Raw genomic sequence first — 14,092 nt, 5'->3', positions numbered from 1 at the left:
TGTTTATTCTTTATTTTTTATTTGAATACGCCGATTTTATATTCTTGTAAATCAGCGATAATTTCTTCTATAATTGTTTCGTCGTCAATAGTTGACGGTATTTGGTACGATTCGCCGTCGACAATGTTTCGAATTAATTTTCGCAGAATTTTTCCCGATCTCGTTTTGGGTAATCGCTGTACTACTATCACATTTCTTAAAGAGGCAACGGCACCGATTTTTTCACGAACCAACTGAACCACTTCATGTTCCAATTGAAATTTTTCGATACCATCACCGGATTTTATAACAGCCAGTGCCAATGGAATTTGTCCTTTCAGATTGTCATAGATTCCGATAACCGCACATTCCGCCACAGATGGATGAGAAGCTACAACTTCTTCCATTTCAGCAGTAGATAAACGGTGACCTGCAACATTGATCACATCGTCTACTCTTCCGGTTATGAAAACGTAGCCGTTATCGTCTTTAAATCCACCATCCCCTGAAAAATAATAACCCGGAAATTTATCCAGATATCCTTTTTGGAAACGCTCGTTATCGTTCCAGATGTCAAGCATCATTCCCGGTGGCAAAGGTAATTTAATTACTACATAACCTTCCTCTTTTGGCCCTAATTCCTCACCGTTTTCGTTAAAAATTCTGATATCGTAACCTGTAACCGGCTTTCCTGAAGAGCCTGGTTTAACTGGTAAATATTCCACACCCATCATGTTAGCAATCATCGGCCAGCCGGATTCGGTTTGCCACCAATGATCGATAACCGGAATCGGAATATGTTCGCGGTACCATTCCAAAGTGGCTACATCACAACGTTCGCCAGCTAAAAACTGAGTTCGTAAATTGCTCAAATCATATTGCTTAATAAAATCACCATTCGGATCTTCTTTTTTAATGGCTCTAATAGCTGTTGGTGCGGTAAACATTACACTTACTTTATGCTCGGAAATGATTCGCCAAAACGTTGAAGCATCAGGTGTTTTCACGGGTTTCCCTTCAAAAATAACAGAGGTGTTCCGATTCAACAATGGACCATAAATTGTAAAACTATGGCCTACTGCCCAACCAATATCAGAAGCAGCCCAAAACACTTCATCTTGCCTTACACCATAAATATACTGCATTGAAAATCTAAGAGCCGTGGCATGACCACCGGAATCTCTAACAATTCCTTTTGGTTTTCCAGTAGTTCCTGAAGTATATAAAATGTATAACGGATGGGTAGCTTTTACGGAAACACAATCCGCTTCTTCTGATCCGTACACTAAAGCTTCGTAATCAATATCATATTTTTTGAATGGGATTTTAGCGCCTAATTTTCTGTTGAAAATTACCACATTATCCGGTTTGTGTTCCGCTATTTGGATAGCCTCATCAACTAATGGTTTATAAGCGATTAACCTGTCAACTTCTATTCCGGATGAAGCTGTAAGGATTACTTTGGGCTTACAATCATCAATTCGGATAGCCAATTCATTTGGAGCAAATCCACCAAAAACAACGGAATGTGTAACTCCAATTCGGGCACATGCCAATATGGCAAAAGCAGCCTGCGGAATCATCGGCATATAAATTATCGCCGTATCGCCTTTTTCCAAACCTAATGATAGCAAACCTCCGGCTAATTTTGCCACTTCGGTTTTAACTTCGTTATAGGTAAACTTCTTTATGGTTTGCGTTACTGGTGAATCATAAATGAAAGCGATATTTTCACCATATCCATCGTTAATATGCTTATCTAAAGCGAGATAACAAGTGTTTAGTTCTCCATCTTCAAACCAAAGTGGATAACCATTTGCGTCTTTGGAAAGTATGTTCTTAGGTCTTGAAAACCAATCTAAAACATCAGCTTGTTTTTTCCAGAATTGTTCCGGGTTTTCAAGGCTCTCTTTATAAAAATCGTTGTAATTCATTGTCGTTAAGTTGTTGTGTCTGAAGCTAAATCATTTACCTGTTCTACCAATTTCTTTACGGAAAATGGTTTGGTCATGTATAAATCAGCACCTAAAGCCAAACCTTTCTCAATGTCGCTTTCTTTGTTTTTAGCAGATAAGAAAATGACTTTACAATGTTGCAGCTTTTCCTCTTTCTTAATCTGTTCCAAAGTAGCGTAACCATCTACCATTGGCATCATTACGTCCAAAATGATAATATCCGGAGCATGTACTTTCAGAATTTCCAGTGCTTCAATACCATCTCGAGCAATAAATACCTCAAAATCATTCTTTTTAAAAGTATATTCCAACGACATTACGATGTTGGGTTCGTCGTCTACAATTAAAATTTTCTTTTTACTCATATGCTGTTGTGTTGTATTTTGGTAAAGTAAACGTCAAGGTAGTTACGCCATTTATGCTTTCTGCCCAGATTTTACCTTTATGATGTTCGACTATCTGTTTGCAAATAGCTAATCCTAAACCACTTCCGACCGGTTTTTTAATGTTTTGGTTTTTCGACTGATAAAATTTATCGAAGATAATTTCCAAATCTTTCGGATTAATGCCTTTGCCGTTATCCTTGATGGAAGTTACAATTTCATTTTTAGTTTCCGTGATTTGTATTTCGATTCTTCCCTCCATTTCCGGACAAAATTTTATCGCGTTGGAAACCAGATTGGTAATAACCTGAATGATGCGGTCTTGGTCGAAATACGTAACCACTTCCCTGTTTTTATCGAATTCCAGCGTAATGTTTTTATTGCGGATTAACTGTTGCAACGGTTCAATCGCTTTGCTGATGGTTTGAATAAGGTTGTTTTTAGAAAGCAGGATTTTCTGTTTACCGGTTTCGAATTTTTCCAAATCCAAAATCTTGTCAATCAAACGGTTCAAACGATCGGTTTCTGAAATGATGTTCTGTAAAAACTGTTTTTTCAGTTCTTCAGGGATCTCATCATCATCGTGTAAAATTTCACTGGCGGCTTTAATGGCGGTGATTGGCGTTCGGAGTTCGTGCGTTACCGTATCTAAAAATTCATCTTTTTGCTTGTCTTTTTCCACCAATTGTTCGTTGGCATCTTGTAGTTTACCGGTTAACGCTTTTAGTTCTTTAGACGCCTCGGTTAGTTTTTTGTTGGTGATGATGTTCTCTTTCGATTCTTCCAAAATGCTCAAAACTTCCTTAAGTGAGATTTTATCTTCTTTTACCACACTGGAAATCAATATCCTTGCAGAAGCCGTTCCGATGTGTCCGGTTAGAAGATTCTCAGCAAACTTAATCAAACGCGCATCGGCCAGCTCTTGGTTTTTATCCACGTTGTATTTCAAACTGAATAAATTTAAAGCTCTGTTGGTTCGCTCTTCGCCTAAAAAACGTACTAAAACTTTCTTGATATCAGATGTATAAGCCGTTCCTTTCCAGACAAATGCGTTTTCGTGCATCGTAATATATTTGTCGATATCCACGAACATTTCGGCATAATTGCGCTCACGGTAATTTCCTTTAAAACTCACGGAAATACCGAAATACGCCATCGCATTGAAAAACAAACTCCAAAACAAAGCATGTGAAATCGGTGAAAGATAATCCAAGCCAAATAACTGAAGTGGTTTTAAAATTTCAATACCCCAAGGCCCTTCGGTCAAAAACGTGCTATCATAATTTGAAATTCCAATCATATACGGAATCAGGATCGTGTAAACACAAACCAAAAATCCGATGATAATTCCCGTTACAGCACCATTTAAGGAGCCTCTTCGCCATAACAAAGCTCCAAAAAATGCCGGAGCCAATTGTGCAATCACCACAAACGAAACCAATCCAATGGAGAACAAATTGTAATCCAAAACGAAGAAACGGTAAATCACATACGACAAAATAATCAGCGAGAAAATACCAATTTTTCTAATGTTTACGATACGTTTGGCGTTGGTGTCTCTGTTTTCATTAATCAATCTTCCCAAGAAACCATACGGAATCAAAACGTTGTTACTGAGCATGGTAGACAAACTGATTGACGATACAATAATCATCGAAATCGCGGCCGAAAATCCGCCAAGGAAAACCAAAACCGTAATAAACTCGTTTCCAAAAAGCTGTGGAATTAATAACGAATACGTATCGGCATTGACTGTTTTTCCATCAAAAAGAATGTTTCCGCCCCAAGCAATCGGATACACAAAAATGTTGAACAACACTAAATACAACGGAAACAACCAAATCGCTTTTTTGATGTGATTTTCTTTGTTGTTTTCGATAACCGCCATTTGAAACTGTCTCGGTAACAAGAAGATAGCAAACAAAGACAACATACAAAGGAAAAACCAATCCAAAGCCTGAGACAATCCGCCAATGGTATTTTTCTGTTTGAAATCGTCAAAATGACTGGCTTGAGCATAAATGTCATCAAAACCATCGAAAGCAAAAAACGTAACGTAAATCCCAACCAATAAAAAGAAGAACAACTTTAAAACAGATTCTAAAGCAACGGCGGTTACGATGCCTCTTCTTTTCTCGGAAGCATCTACATAACGCGTTCCGTAATAGGAAGCAAAAAGCGCCAAAGCGATGGCAACATAAGTCGTAGTATCATTAAAAATATTGGAACTGAACGACGTTTGGGTAACAATGTGAAAGGTTTCCGAAATGGCTTTTAACTGTAAAGCGATATAGGGAAGAATTCCGAAAAGGCAAACGATAGTAACAATCGCGCCTAAAAATCTACTGTTTCCGTAACGTAAAGAGATGAAATCGGCAATACTGGAGATTTTATTCACGCGGGAAATTCGGATAATCTTCTTTAGAATGATCATCCATGCAGGGATCACAATAATTGGCCCTAAATAAACGGTAAGATAACTCAATCCCGATTTTGCCGCCACGCCGATACTTCCGTAATACGTCCAAGCCGTACAATAAACTGCTAAGGATAAGGTATATACATAGGGATTGTTCGTCCATTTGGTGTTGCTCTTCTTCTCTGCCCAATGTGCGATGAAGAAAAGCATTCCTAAATAAACGGTCAATATTATCAATAACCCTATGCTACTCATGGTACTTGTTTACGATATATAAGGAAATGATAATGGAAAACACACAAATCGAAATGATGTAAAAATAAATCACGGGAACGCCAAACAAAGATGCTGCGGAATCAAACAACAGCAAAATTGGCATGTTAAAGCAGATGAGCAATAACAAGGAAAGAATGATTAGTTTTTGTTCGTGACGTCGTTTCATGGTAAATAAAACCTGAAAGCCCTTTTTTAGAGAGCTTCCAGGAATTTCAGTATTAATTAATCATCGTATTCATTGGTTAAGGCATACCATCCGAAAATGGTCAAACCGGCTACAATCATAGGTAAAAGAATGAAGAAAATGATGATTCCGAAGACCAAATCGTCTTGTTTGCCGGACGTCAGTTTTCCTCCAAAAATCATGATGGAAAAATAAGCGGTTAATAAACCTAAAATAATCCAAACTATTCCTAAATATTTTTTTATAGCATTCATAATCAAAGGTATTAGTCGTGAAGTGTATTAATTTTTCTGTCGATGTAAATCATTCCGATTACAAAACAAACGGCTGCAATGCCAATCGGATACCATAAGCCTTCCAAATAAAATTCCGGATTACCCGAATCTTTTGCCGTTGTTACAAAATACGTGGAAATTGCCGGCAGCAAACCTCCGAATATTCCGTTTCCTACGTGATACGGCAACGACATCGACGTATAGCGAATCTTAACCGGGAACATTTCCACCAAGAATGCTGCAATTGGCCCGTACACCATTGTTACAAAAATTACCTGAACAAAAACCATGAACACTAAGAACCATTTATCACTGTTATTGATTGTTTTGGTGATTTTGGTTTCGATTTTCTCTTTTCCTTTATCATCTAAAACTACCTTTCCAGCTTCATAATGAATGGTTTTTATTTCTTCCACCTGAGTGCCATCCGTATACGCTTTTGTAGTAGTAAAAACGGAATCAATCTTAGTGGCATCAATCGTTTTTGCCGACGGAACGACTTTAGTATTGGCAGCGATTTCAGTTTTTAAATTCAAATCAGTGCTTTCATACATGGCGCGGTAAATTGGTCGATATAGTAGAATAGCAATCAGCATTCCGGCCATCATAACTGATTTTCTTCCTATTTTATCACTCAGCCAACCGAAAAATACAAAGAACGGTGTTCCTAAAATAAGCGCGATTCCTAATAAAGTATCTACCTGTGTCGATTCAACATTCTGAACGGTTTTCAGGAAATTCATGGCATAAAACTGTCCGGTGTACCAAACAACGCCTTGTCCCATCGTTGCGCCGAACAAAGCTAAAAGTACGAATTTTAAGTTGTATTTGTTTCCAAAACTCTCCTTTAAAGGATTGCTGCTTGTTTTTCCTTCTGATTTTGCTTTGGCGAAGGCTGGCGATTCGTCCATGTTTTTACGAATCAGGTACGATACGAAAACCATAAGGATCGAAACCCAGAACGGTACGCGCCATCCCCAAGCATCAAACTGCTCAGCAGACAATACACTTTTAGTCAACAAGATAACTACAAGAGAAATAAACAATCCTACCGTTGCCGTGGTTTGAATCCAAGAAGTCCAGTATCCTTTTTCATTTTTTGGAGCATGTTCCGCTACATAAGTTGCAGCACCACCGTATTCTCCTCCAAGTGCCAAACCTTGTAATAAACGAAGAATCAATACGATGATGGGTGCTGCATACCCTATGGTTTCATAACTTGGTATACATCCGATGATGAAAGTAGCACCTCCCATTAGCATCAATGTTGCCATGAACGTATATTTTCTTCCGATGATATCGCCTAACCTTCCGAAGAATAAAGCTCCGAACGGACGCACCACAAATCCTGCGGCAAAAGTTGCCAACGTGGATAAAAATGCTGCAGTCGGATTATCAGTAGGGAAGAATTTAGTTGATAATACTACGGCTAAACTTCCGAAGATGTAGAAATCGTACCACTCAATCATGGTTCCCATCGAGGAGGCGGAAATTACTTTCCAGATTCCTTTTGTTGATTTGTTGCTCATATAGTTTTTTGTTTGTTTGTGGTTTGTTTTTTATAAATAAATCATCGCTTGTAAGGTCACTACATTCACAGCATCACTGGCTGCATATTTAAATGTACTGTATTCCAGTGAGAGTTTGGAATGGTGTCCGGTTAAAAATAGATTTGTGCCCACTGCAAATTGAGATGCATTATCATTCAAAGCATCAATTTGTCTGTCGTTGTAGGAAACATAAGGCTGTAATTTAGTTTTGGTTTTCATCGGAATTAAATATCCTAGATGACCGTAAAGCATCGAACCAGTTTCATAAGTTGTTCCGTAAGTATAATCATGACCGTAATCCTGATTTTGATACAACACATAAGCGGTTAAAGCGCCGCCTTTCTTTCCAATTGGGGCATCATAAAAAGCATCGATACCAAAAATGGTTACGTTTTCACCTTTCAGGGTTCCGTCTAAATCTGCTGAAACAGCGCCATTCGGATGGGCGTAAAATCCTGCCCCAACGTTAAACACTTTTTTACTTCCTAAATAACTTCCCACTTTATAAGGCAAAAAGTTACTTTCATTATCTAGGAAATTATATTCGAAGTAACCAGCATAAGTTTTTCCGGCTTCTTTGGAACCTAACAAACGTTTTCCGGCATAAATTGCCGAACCTCCGTTTACAGGTGTAAGTGCCGCTTCAAAATTATTGGTAAGTGCATCATTTACGGAAACGCGATATTGTAATTTTCCTAAACTTCCTTTAGCGAAAACACCCATACTTCTCCCAAATTGATCGGACAATCCTAAAGTTGCCCAGGTTTGACGCTGGTTGTCTAACGTCATCATATTTAAGGTGCTGCTGTTGTTTAATCGGGAAATTCCGTTCCAGTAATGGATTCCGCCACCAAGTGAGTGGTTGTTATTGAGGTTGTACTGAACATAAGCATCATGCAGGAAGAATTGTGCGTTGTCTTTTGCTCCTGTTGGACTCATGTTGTCTGCATTTAAACTGTTTAATCCTAAATGGGTTACGATTAAAAATTTCGAATTAAGTTGCGCATAAAGAAGTAATCGGGCTCTTCGAATGGAAAATGTCAGATCTTCCTGCTCATTTCCGTTAGCATCTAAAGGTTTGTCCGGATTGTGTTGCGCCCAAAATTGTGCCCAGGTAATAATTCTGAAGTAATTCGAGCCGTCTTGGTTAATGTTAACTTTGAGGCCGCCGCCATACTCTGAAGAGCCTTGTGAAAATCCTATTGCACCAAAAAGCAAGAGGCTCAGTAAAACAATGTTTTTTTTCATAATTAGCAGATTAGTTTATTTCGGTTTGGCAAACCAATATTCTAAAAATGAATCGGATGGATAATAATTACATATATGTTTTTGTAAACTACTATAGCTAATCTTTAAAACGTTCCCATTTAATAAGCATAAATTTATCACCTAACTCTGTGATAATCATTCCAGCTCCAGATAATTGCGACTTGTTTTTAAGGTATTCAAGCAGCTCTAAATGATTAAGAATTTTATACGTTGGATGATAATCGGCATGAGATGGTTTCTTTACGTTGAACTCCTTTATCCAGTTACTTACAGTTACATGGGAAACACCGATGATCCGTTCAATTTCACGATAGCTTAAACCTTCCAAATACAACTGAAGCGCTTTCGTAACATAATAATTGTCAATCTTCTTACCAAGCTTATTAACTGTAAAATAGTAGTTGCATTTTTTGCACAAATATCGCTGTCTATTTCCTACAATTCCGCTTTTTACGATATTGGTATTTCCGCATTTCGGACACTCTGCTAATTCCATGTATAGTAATTTTGTATAAATATAGTAATTTAGCAACAATTAAAAATTAATAATTTATTTTTTTAGGGTAAAAATTCCATAATCTCAATAAATTCAGACCTTTATTTATTGAAAATTAAATTATTTATTCTTGAATAAGGTTAATAGCATCAAATGAACACTATATCCTTTTTATCAAAAAATGAAGAAAAAGAATATTTTTTACCACAAATTGTTTAAAATTTGATATGCTTTTTTTTCTTTTATTTGTAGTATATAATACAAACATGCACTTCGATCCAAACGAAATAGACCAAAAGGCAACATACAAACTATTAACCGGAGCTGTAATTCCCCGTCCTATCGGATGGATTTCCAGTATCAACAAAGATGGAATACCTAATCTTGCTCCTTTTTCCTTCTTTAATGCAGTTGGAGAAGATCCTCCTCATGTAATGTTCTCAACGGTTCGACCGAATAACACAAACAAAGACACCTTGAACAATGTTCTGGAAACCGGACAATTTGTAGTAAACATGGTCGTGGAAGATATCGTTGAAAAAATGAACACTACTTCTCAATCCGTTGGTCCGGAAATAAACGAATTCGAATTAGCGGGTCTCACTCCTGCCCCATCTGTTAAAGTTAAAGCACCAAGAGTATTGGAAAGCCCAATCAATATGGAATGCGAATTGGTGCATCATTACACGCTGGAAGATAACAAACACGGCGGTGCAACCATTATCATCGGAAGAGTTGTTATGTTTCATGTGGCCGAAAACGTTTTACTTGATGATTTCAAAATCAATATGGAAACCTACAAACCTGTAGCGCGTTTGGCCGGTTCGAATTATTCAAAACTGGGAGAAATCTTTTCCATCAAAAGAATTTGATATGACATCACAAAAATTAGAAATAAAAGTCGCGATGCAAATTCAAAAACCAATGAATGAGGTCTTTGAAGCAATTGTCGACCCTGAGAAAATGACCAACTACTTCATTTCCGAAAGCACCGGAAGAATGGAAGAAGGTAAAAATCTAATCTGGAAATTCCCTGAATTCGACTTTGAATGCCCCGTTCGTGTCGGTAAAATCGAAAAAGACAAATACATTTCGTACTACTGGGAAAATTCAGGAAAAGAGCTGCTGGTTGAAATTACTTTGTCAGAAAGTTTAAACAATTCAACTTTGGTTTCGATTTCCGAAAAAGACATGGAAAACAACGAAGCCGGTTTAAAATGGTTATCCGGCAATTCCTTTGGATGGTCTAATTTTTTAGCCTGCCTGAAAGCCTATTTAGAATACGGAATCAATCTTAGAAAAGGTTCCTTTGATTTTATGAATAAATAATAAATAAAAATCGTGGTATCCCCGTTTTCACTATGGTGAATCTGTTGTATCCGCGTTCCATAAAAAAATGAAAATAACAGTAATCGGAGGTGGCCCAGGCGGTCTCTACTTTTCCATATTAACTAAGAAAGCAATTCCTAACTGTCAAATTGATGTTTACGAACGCAACAAAGCCGATGACAGTTTTGGTTTTGGCGTAGTGTTTTCCGATGAAACTTTAGGTGAATTTTTAACCCGTGATACCCAATCGTACGAATTAATCCGCAGCAAATTTGCATATTGGGATGATATCGTGGTTGCTCGTGATGGTGAGCGTGTAAGTGTTTCCGGTAACGGATTCTGCGGTTGTTCCCGTAAAACCTTATTACAGCTTTTACAACAACGTTGTGCCGAAGAAGGCGTAAACCTTCATTTTGAAGCCGATGTAACCGATTTAGCGCAGTTCAAAAATAGCGACATTATTGTAGCTTCAGACGGCATCGGAAGTGCTATCAGAACACAATTCGCCGATGATTTCGGAACCAATATAAAACTTCAGAAAAACCGTTTTGTTTGGTTAGGTTCCACAAAACCATTGGATGCTTTTACTTATTTCTTCAGAACAACACCATTCGGAACTTTCGTCGCACACACTTATCAATACGAAGCCGGAATGAGTACCTGGATTTTCGAATGCTCTAATGAAACATGGGAAAAAGCCGGTTTCGAAGTAACCAATGAAGAAGATACCATTCAAAAAATAGCCGAAATTTTCAAAGAAGAATTAGACGGTCATCCATTAATCACCAATAAATCACACTGGCGTCAATTTCCGCACGTTACCAATGAAAAATGGCACAAAGACAATATCGTTTTATTAGGTGACGCAAAAGCTACGGCACACTACTCCATCGGTTCCGGAACAAAATTAGCAATGGAATGTGCTATTGCACTTTCAGATGCTGTGGTTGCTAATCAAAGTAATGTTTCAGCAGCTTTTGAACAATACGAAAATACCCGAAGAAACCGAGTGGAAATGATTCAACATGCTGCAAACGTTTCGTTGGATTGGTTTGAACACATGGATAGACACATACAGCATGATTTTCAGCAATTTGCCTTTGGTGTGATGACGCGCTCCAAGAAAGTTACCTTTGAAAATTTAGCGATTCGTGATGCTTCGTATCCTGAAAAAGTACTATCTGAATTCAATGCCAAAATTGGTACCGATGCTAAAACTCCTGCAGCCTTCACTCCTTTTAAGTTAAGGGAAATGACACTGCAAAACCGAATCGTAATGTCTCCGATGGGACAATATTCGGCTGAAAACGGTGTGGTAAACGATTGGCATTTTCAACATTATACCAGTCGTGCAATTGGCGGGGTCGGATTGATCATTGCCGAAATGACTGCCATTTCCGAAACCGGAAGAATCACTTCAAGTTGTACAGGATTATATTCAGAAGAACAAATAGTTAACTGGAAACGAATTACTGATTTTATCCATCAAAATACTCAAACTAAAATAGGAATACAATTAGGGCATTCCGGACGAAAAGGCGCCATTAAAAAACCTTGGGAAGGTGGTTCTGAACCCATAGACAATGCTTGGGAGTTACTTTCCGCTTCCCCTATTCCGTTCAATGAAAAACTGGCTGCTCCAAAAGAAATAACGTTAGCCGACATGGATAAAATCGTTTCAGAATTTGTACAGGCAACCAAAAATGCCAATGCTGCCGGATTTGACATGATTGAACTACAAGCGCATCACGGGTTTTTATTAGCTTCATTCCTTTCTCCTCTAACCAATATCAGAACAGACGAGTTTGGCGGAAGCATCGAAAACCGATTAAAATTTCCATTAAGAGTTTTTACAGAAATGCGAAAGGCGTTTCCAAAAGAAAAACCGATGTCGGTGAGAATTTCTGCTTCGGATTGGGCAGAAAACGGAATTTCAGAACAAGATGTAATTGCAATTTCAGAAGCTTTTAAAAATGCAGGAGCAGATATCATAAGTGTATCGACAGGAAATACCGTTGCACATCAAAAACCACAAACCGGAAGAATGTGGCAAACACCTTTCTCCGATATGGTTCGCAACACCGTTCATATTCCAACCATAACAGCAGGTTACATTCAAGACATTGATCAAATCAACACCATCTTATTAAACGGTCGCGCCGATTTGGTTTCACTGGGAAGACCATTGCTTTTAGATCCTTATTTTGTTCGTAATGCGCAAGCCTACGAAAATTTCAGACCAACCGACATTCCGCAGCAATACATGGCCGGAACAACCCATTTGTATCCGTTAAAAGCATCGGAACGTAAAACGGTAGAAGGCATGAAAAAAGCATTGAAGCCGGAAAGTCATAAGATAATTACGAAATAGAAATTACAAATTACGAATGAAACATTACGAAGATAATTTCGCCCATAATAGTTTACCAGCTCAGGAGTTACAACCCGATTACTCTTTTTTGGATTTAACACAATTCAACCGACCGGACATGCTTAATTGCGTGGAACGTTTGTTGGATTATCATATTCAAAACGGTCATGGAGATGCGGTTTGCATTCAGACATTTGAAGAAAAATGGACGTACAACGATTTGTTTGAGAAAGCAAATCAGATAGCCCATGTTTTGGTTGAAGATTTAGGTCTAAAATCCGGAAACCGAGTATTGATTCGTTCCGCCAACAACCCGATGATGGTAGCCTGTTGGTTCGCGATTTTAAAAGCCGGCGGAATTGTTGTGGCCACGATGCCTCTGCTTCGCTCCAAAGAGTTGACAACCATTATTGATTGTGCCGAAATCTCTCATGTTTTGTGCGACAGTTCGTTATCGGAAGAAATGGAATTGGTAAAATCTCCCTTTTTGAAAAGAACCTGTTATTACAGGGCTTCAGAATTGGAAGAGTTGATGCAGAGTAAACCGAAAACATACTCCAATTATCATTCAAAATCAGATAGTATTGCGCTGATTGGGTTTACTTCCGGAACAACGGGATTACCTAAAATGACGGCACATTATCATAAAGACGTATTGAATATCTGCGAAGCTTTTCCACAATATTCGCTACAACCTACTCCAAATGATGTATTTACAGGAAGTCCTCCTCTAGGATTTACTTTCGGATTAGGTGGTTTGGTATTATTCCCAATGTATTTTGGCGCTTCGACTTTCTTAATCGAAAAACCAACACCTGATTTATTATTACAAGCCATTCAGGATTACAAGGTTACGACTTGCTTTACAGCACCAACCGCTTGGAGAGTTTTAACAACCAAAGCAAACGAATACAATATTTCAAGTTTAAAAAAATGTGTTTCCGCTGGTGAAACCTTGCCTTTAAAAGTCTGGGAAGACTGGTATAATGCAACCGGACTGAAAATAATCGATGGAATTGGCGCCACGGAAATGCTACACATCTTCATCTCCTCTAACGAATCAAACATGAAACCTGGCGCTACGGGTGTCGCTGTTACCGGATACGAAGCCAAGATTATCGACAATAACGGAAATGAAGTTCCGAGAAACGAACCCGGAAGATTAGCAGTAAAAGGAATTACAGGCTGCAAATATTTAAACCGAGAAGAAAAGCAACGAGAGTATGTAGAAAATGGATGGAATTTAACCGGAGATATCTTTCGTCAGGATGAAGATGGATTCTTTTGGTTTGTTGCCCGTGGAGACGATATGATTATTTCTTCCGGATATAACATTGCGGCCATTGAAGTGGAAAGTGTATTGTTGACACACGAAGAAATACTGGAATGCGCCGTTATTGGTTTACCCGATGAAGAACGCGGCATGCTGGTTTGCGCACACATTGTTTTAAAAGAAAAACATAAAGCAACAGATGAATTAGCAAAAGCTATTCAACAGTGGTTCAAAGAAGTAGCTGCTCCATACAAATATCCAAGAGTTATTAATTTTATCGATGTTTTACCTAAAACGGAAACCGGTAAAATCCAACGATTTAAATTGAAATAA

12 protein-coding genes are annotated in these 14,092 nt (G+C 38.2%); 4 read left to right on the top strand and 8 right to left on the bottom strand.

Annotation, left to right across the window (positions count from 1 at the left end; translation table 11 throughout):
- Window positions 1–17 precede the first annotated feature (17 nt).
- The 8 genes from ABGT15_RS03585 to ABGT15_RS03550 all read right to left on the bottom strand — a co-directional run bounded on the left by ABGT15_RS03585 (window position 18) and on the right by ABGT15_RS03550 (window position 8,786).
- Window positions 18–1,913 (bottom strand): AMP-binding protein, encoded by a 1,896-nt coding sequence (locus tag ABGT15_RS03585; RefSeq protein WP_367230047.1) that lies wholly within the window; start codon window positions 1,911–1,913, stop codon window positions 18–20.
- 5 nt (window positions 1,914–1,918) lie between these two features.
- Entirely contained in the window at window positions 1,919–2,299 is a 381-nt protein-coding gene (locus tag ABGT15_RS03580) for a response regulator transcription factor (protein WP_367230046.1), read from the bottom strand.
- Window positions 2,292–4,991, bottom strand: coding sequence for an ATP-binding protein (locus ABGT15_RS03575; RefSeq protein ID WP_367230045.1), 2,700 nt, complete (start codon window positions 4,989–4,991; stop codon window positions 2,292–2,294). The genes ABGT15_RS03580 and ABGT15_RS03575 overlap by 8 nt, the downstream gene beginning before the upstream one ends.
- The gene (locus ABGT15_RS03570) at window positions 4,984–5,178 is read right to left on the bottom strand and encodes a hypothetical protein (RefSeq protein WP_367230044.1); all 195 of its coding nucleotides are present in this window, start codon (window positions 5,176–5,178) and stop codon (window positions 4,984–4,986) included. The genes ABGT15_RS03575 and ABGT15_RS03570 overlap by 8 nt, the downstream gene beginning before the upstream one ends.
- 56 nt (window positions 5,179–5,234) lie before the next feature.
- The gene (locus tag ABGT15_RS03565; RefSeq protein WP_367230043.1) at window positions 5,235–5,450 is read right to left on the bottom strand and encodes a DUF6814 family protein; all 216 of its coding nucleotides are present in this window, start codon (window positions 5,448–5,450) and stop codon (window positions 5,235–5,237) included.
- Window positions 5,451–5,461: 11 nt separating this feature from the next.
- On the bottom strand, window positions 5,462–7,000 hold the full coding sequence (locus ABGT15_RS03560) for an MFS transporter (RefSeq protein WP_367230042.1): 1,539 nt from the start codon (window positions 6,998–7,000) through the stop codon (window positions 5,462–5,464).
- Between the two features lie 30 nt (window positions 7,001–7,030).
- Window positions 7,031–8,269 (bottom strand): hypothetical protein, encoded by a 1,239-nt coding sequence (locus ABGT15_RS03555; protein ID WP_367230041.1) that lies wholly within the window; start codon window positions 8,267–8,269, stop codon window positions 7,031–7,033.
- 97 nt (window positions 8,270–8,366) lie between these two features.
- The gene (locus tag ABGT15_RS03550) at window positions 8,367–8,786 is read right to left on the bottom strand and encodes a transposase-like zinc-binding domain-containing protein (protein WP_367230040.1); all 420 of its coding nucleotides are present in this window, start codon (window positions 8,784–8,786) and stop codon (window positions 8,367–8,369) included.
- 266 nt (window positions 8,787–9,052) lie between these two features.
- Here ABGT15_RS03550 and ABGT15_RS03545 point away from each other — a divergent pair, with 266 nt between their 5' ends.
- The 4 genes from ABGT15_RS03545 (at window position 9,053) to ABGT15_RS03530 (ending at window position 14,092) form a co-directional block, all read left to right on the top strand.
- Complete coding sequence (locus tag ABGT15_RS03545; protein ID WP_367230039.1) at window positions 9,053–9,658, top strand: flavin reductase family protein; 606 nt, start codon at window positions 9,053–9,055, stop codon at window positions 9,656–9,658.
- Window position 9,659: 1 nt separating this feature from the next.
- The gene (locus ABGT15_RS03540) at window positions 9,660–10,115 is read left to right on the top strand and encodes an SRPBCC domain-containing protein (RefSeq protein ID WP_367230038.1); all 456 of its coding nucleotides are present in this window, start codon (window positions 9,660–9,662) and stop codon (window positions 10,113–10,115) included.
- A gap of 67 nt (window positions 10,116–10,182) precedes the next feature.
- The gene (locus ABGT15_RS03535) at window positions 10,183–12,486 is read left to right on the top strand and encodes an FAD-dependent monooxygenase (RefSeq protein ID WP_367230037.1); all 2,304 of its coding nucleotides are present in this window, start codon (window positions 10,183–10,185) and stop codon (window positions 12,484–12,486) included.
- 16 nt (window positions 12,487–12,502) lie between these two features.
- Window positions 12,503–14,092 (top strand): AMP-binding protein, encoded by a 1,590-nt coding sequence (locus ABGT15_RS03530; protein ID WP_367230036.1) that lies wholly within the window; start codon window positions 12,503–12,505, stop codon window positions 14,090–14,092.

Source organism: Flavobacterium enshiense (assembly GCF_040750275.1).
Taxonomy (GTDB): Bacteria; Bacteroidota; Bacteroidia; order Flavobacteriales; family Flavobacteriaceae; genus Flavobacterium; species Flavobacterium enshiense_B.
This window is presented reverse-complemented; position numbering and strand designations above follow the sequence as displayed.

Bases quoted from the DNA above. Each gene is read 5' to 3' on its own strand.
- ABGT15_RS03585 (WP_367230047.1), bottom strand. From the start codon at position 1,913: ATGAATTACAACGATTTTTATAAAGAGAGCCTTGAAAACCCGGAACAA.
- ABGT15_RS03580 (WP_367230046.1), bottom strand. From the start codon at position 2,299: ATGAGTAAAAAGAAAATTTTAATTGTAGACGACGAACCCAACATCGTA.
- ABGT15_RS03575 (WP_367230045.1), bottom strand. From the start codon at position 4,991: ATGAGTAGCATAGGGTTATTGATAATATTGACCGTTTATTTAGGAATG.
- ABGT15_RS03570 (WP_367230044.1), bottom strand. From the start codon at position 5,178: ATGAAACGACGTCACGAACAAAAACTAATCATTCTTTCCTTGTTATTG.
- ABGT15_RS03565 (WP_367230043.1), bottom strand. From the start codon at position 5,450: ATGAATGCTATAAAAAAATATTTAGGAATAGTTTGGATTATTTTAGGT.
- ABGT15_RS03560 (WP_367230042.1), bottom strand. From the start codon at position 7,000: ATGAGCAACAAATCAACAAAAGGAATCTGGAAAGTAATTTCCGCCTCC.
- ABGT15_RS03555 (WP_367230041.1), bottom strand. From the start codon at position 8,269: ATGAAAAAAAACATTGTTTTACTGAGCCTCTTGCTTTTTGGTGCAATA.
- ABGT15_RS03550 (WP_367230040.1), bottom strand. From the start codon at position 8,786: ATGGAATTAGCAGAGTGTCCGAAATGCGGAAATACCAATATCGTAAAA.
- ABGT15_RS03545 (WP_367230039.1), top strand. From the start codon at position 9,053: ATGCACTTCGATCCAAACGAAATAGACCAAAAGGCAACATACAAACTA.
- ABGT15_RS03540 (WP_367230038.1), top strand. From the start codon at position 9,660: ATGACATCACAAAAATTAGAAATAAAAGTCGCGATGCAAATTCAAAAA.
- ABGT15_RS03535 (WP_367230037.1), top strand. From the start codon at position 10,183: ATGAAAATAACAGTAATCGGAGGTGGCCCAGGCGGTCTCTACTTTTCC.
- ABGT15_RS03530 (WP_367230036.1), top strand. From the start codon at position 12,503: ATGAAACATTACGAAGATAATTTCGCCCATAATAGTTTACCAGCTCAG.